The sequence below is a fragment of the Winogradskyella sp. UBA3174 genome (assembly GCF_002364335.1).
Lineage (GTDB): Bacteria > Bacteroidota > Bacteroidia > Flavobacteriales > Flavobacteriaceae > Winogradskyella.
In genome coordinates this window covers 1-2,809 of record NZ_DEXW01000078.1, presented here as the reverse complement: position 1 = coordinate 2,809, position 2,809 = coordinate 1, and the positions used below count along the sequence as shown (strand labels likewise).

At 30.5% G+C, this 2,809-nt stretch carries 3 protein-coding genes; all 3 read left to right on the top strand.

Going from position 1 to position 2,809, the window contains the following annotated elements:
* Positions 1-83: 83 nt before the first annotated feature.
* The 3 genes from B2U95_RS15070 (at position 84) to B2U95_RS15060 (ending at position 2,619) form a co-directional block, all read left to right on the top strand.
* Positions 84-1,343 carry a hypothetical protein gene (locus B2U95_RS15070; RefSeq protein WP_296317600.1) on the top strand — a complete coding sequence of 420 codons (1,260 nt, stop codon included), beginning with the start codon at positions 84-86 and terminating at the stop codon, positions 1,341-1,343.
* Positions 1,344-1,485: 142 nt separating this feature from the next.
* Positions 1,486-2,076: a hypothetical protein gene (locus B2U95_RS15065; RefSeq protein WP_296317598.1), complete on the top strand. Its 591-nt coding sequence runs from the start codon at positions 1,486-1,488 to the stop codon at positions 2,074-2,076.
* 180 nt (positions 2,077-2,256) lie between these two features.
* A complete protein-coding gene (locus tag B2U95_RS15060; RefSeq protein WP_296317596.1) occupies positions 2,257-2,619 on the top strand; it encodes a hypothetical protein in 363 nt (120 codons plus the stop codon).
* Positions 2,620-2,809 lie beyond the last annotated feature (190 nt).

The following is a 2,809-nucleotide window of genomic DNA, read 5'->3' as shown; positions in this document are numbered from 1 at the left end:
TTTGCTATCTTAGTACCTTAACTATAAGTCGGTCAATGTTTTCGCAACGAAACCATAGCCGATTCGTTGGCAATAATTAAAAAATGAAACTAAATAAGGAACAATTACTAAAAATAAACGAAGTAAATAATTTCATAATTGATTATTGCGAAATATTTGCAGATAATGAAGAAGAATTAGTTTATTCCGAAGAACGCATAGAGGAAATAATAACAGAGGAGGAAGATATTGAAGCAATATACTTCAATTTCCCTGGAGAAGAAGAGTATGTAGAAATTGAACCTCTTGAACTAATAAACCTATTTGATGAAATTAAATCTATCGAAATAATTAGCAATGGCTATATCAAAACTAATCTTCGTAGATTTTACATTGTTAGTTTAACAGATTCGGAAGATGAATATGTTCTAAACACATTTCACGAAGTAGGTTCTAGCTCAACAAATGGCATCAAAATTAGTCTTTTAGAACAGTCCTTTATAGTTGGACTTTCAGCTATAAAACTTGGAGAATATGACAGTGACGGTTATTGGGGAACAGCTAGTCAATATTTAGTAATTGAAATAGAATACGAAAGTAAAGATAAGGTTCTAGATAAAGAAAAAGAGCTTGAAATTATCAATTCATATATTTTCGAAGTTGCTGATAGCACAGGTTTTTCACTAAGTCTGTCAGAAATAAGAAATCCTGTAAATGATTATTATGACTATGAAGCTGATATGCAAGATGAAAATTCATCACACTCTCTAAGAGAATTAGAACCATTCAATGAAGGAATGAACCTTTTTATATCAGCAGTTCAAATTAAAGACCCAGAATTAAAGTTTTTGAATTTTTATAAGGTTTTAGAGCATTTTTCACCAATTGCTGTAAATATTGAGGCTAATGAATTAATGAGAAAAAAACTAGATGCACCGAGGAGTTTATTTGAAGATGGCGATTATATCAGGTCTATATTTGAATTAGCAAATTCTATGCGTGACAGATTTAATGATGAGGATTTAATTAAAGCTTCTTTTAATACTTGCTTTGATATTGTTGGTTTATTTGACAAACTTCCTGAATCAATAAAAAAGAAAATTAAAAAACATATTGGTGCTTCCGAATTAACTTATTCTACTGACAAACAAAAAATTACTACATCATCAAATATTGCTAGTAAAATAATTTATAAAACTCGCAATAAAGTCGTTCACGCCAAATCAAATTTTAATTTAACTGGAGAAGAGATAGATTCACCTGAGTTTGACCAATTAAATGAGTTTATGAAAGAAGCAAGTTCACAAGCTATCAGATGGTACTCAAGACAACCGAATCATTTAAAACTTGAAATAATAAAATAACTATTGCCAACAACGTATAAATTTAATTGCTAGCAAATCGCTTACTTACGAAAGTCCAAACGGACTTTATTGGTTCGTGTTTTATTTACTAAATTAGTTGCTTAAAACACGCAACTAACCTTATACAAACACGTTGTGCACCATGTTGAAAAAACTACTATCCATATTATTTAATATTATAATAACTCTTGCAGTCTTTGCTTTTACACTAGGGTTTTTAGTGTCTGATCAGTGGATCAAACCAAATTTTGAATTACCACTAAGTGAAATTAACGGAATTACAGTTGATTCAAATGACAATGTATATGTTGGTTTAAATTATTTTAGTTCTATTCAGGTATATGACAAATTCGGAAACTTTTTAAAGAATTGGCATATACATAACGAAGGTGGTTTATTTAACTTTGCTATTGATGATTATAATCAGATTATTGTCGACGTAACTCGTTTACCATATCTCAAAATTTTTGATAATTCAGGAAATGAAATATTGAAACCTGTATCTAATTTAAGTACAACAGATTCATATAAGTATAAGAACGGAAAATTTGTCGCAAAAAACGGAAGAGTTTATGAAATAAAGGGTACTATATTTAAATCTATTGTAATGACTTATCCAGAAATAAAATCAGTAGTTGAACAAAGTTTATGGAAGCAAATTTTTAGTGTGCCAAAAGTCTTAATTTTAATTGGTATCGGAATTTTAGGCAAGCTGATTACAAAACGATTGTGAAATAAGAAACGTTGCACAACACCGTGTATAATTAATTGCTTAGTCACTGCCGACTTACGAACATTCCTGCGGAATATTCTATCTGTGATTAGTTTGCTAACTTAGTTGCTTAACCACGCAACTAACCATACACATCACGTTGTAAGTAATTTGAGAAAAACGCTAATAATATTGATATCATTGAGTTTTGGACTTTCTTCTTGCGAGTCCGAAAAAAGATATTCTGAATATAATGAGTCTGACTTTTACGAAGTTCAAGGCTTCATTGAATCGGCTAATCCGACAAGCGACCCTTTTGACAGTCCGACCGAAAAAAACATTCGATTCAAATATTTCTTAGACCTTGACAATCCAAAATCTGGAATGGAAAATGACCTCGATATGTTTGAGGCCAAAACGGGATATCCTTTAATTGTATTAGTTCATAAGGACGACGAAAATATTAGTTTTTATGGACGTGTTGGAATTCTTGAAAACTTGAATAATAAAGAAAAGGAATTCTTATCTGGACATATTAAAAATCAAATGGAATTAATTGACTAACTGTTTCTGAATAAAAAACTACTTACAACACGGTGTATAATTAATTGCTTGGGTAAGTGCTTATCTGGAATATTCCTTCGGAATATTCTCTAGTCCGTATTTGTTTACTAAATCAGTTGCTTAACCACGCAACTAACCATACACATCACGTTACCATAAATATAACCAATCCTTAATAGTTTAGGAGAAA

What these genes read in the sequence shown, in the direction of transcription:
- B2U95_RS15070 (WP_296317600.1), top strand. Translation starts at nt 84, where the DNA reads ATGAAACTAAATAAGGAACAATTACTAAAAATAAACGAAGTAAATAAT.
- B2U95_RS15065 (WP_296317598.1), top strand. Translation starts at nt 1,486, where the DNA reads ATGTTGAAAAAACTACTATCCATATTATTTAATATTATAATAACTCTT.